This is a genomic window from Komagataeibacter melomenusus, assembly GCF_013155395.1.
GTDB classification, from domain to species: Bacteria; Pseudomonadota; Alphaproteobacteria; order Acetobacterales; family Acetobacteraceae; genus Komagataeibacter; species Komagataeibacter melomenusus.
This window is the reverse complement of the sequence record NZ_JABJWC010000124.1, coordinates 1-392: the sequence shown is the minus strand read 5'-3', so window position 1 is coordinate 392 and position 392 is coordinate 1. Positions and strand designations below refer to the sequence as shown.

The 392-nt window shown below is 65.1% G+C and carries 1 protein-coding gene; it reads right to left on the bottom strand.

The window, feature by feature from the left end:
• A partial coding sequence (locus HNW77_RS17355) for a glycosyltransferase (protein ID WP_275942165.1) occupies positions 1 to 392 on the bottom strand: 392 nt, incomplete at both ends.

The following is a 392-nucleotide window of genomic DNA, read 5'->3' as shown; positions in this document are numbered from 1 at the left end:
GTCACGCTGCCCACCATGATCGCGGCTGAGATCCAGTCGCGCAGTGGCAGCAGCAGTAACGGCAGCAGGCTGCGCTGCGCCAGCGTCCGGTCAAGGATGAAGGAACATACGCCCCGCCATCCCCACGCGCCAAGAAAGAAGAACCATGCCCACGCCGCATGGGGTGCGAACAGCACCGCGACAGTGGCCCAGAACAGCGGCAGCTGTATGGCCGAGGCCGCATAGCCCGCCGGTTCCAGTGTCTTGACGGTGCGGCCCCAGCGCAGTTCATGCGCCAGCACCTCACGCATCGAGGTTTCGCCCACGGTGGTCCATGTCATGCACGCGGCGATGGCGATGTCCTTGCCGTGTTCGCGCACGTAGCGGCCAAGAATCGCATCATCGGCCACATG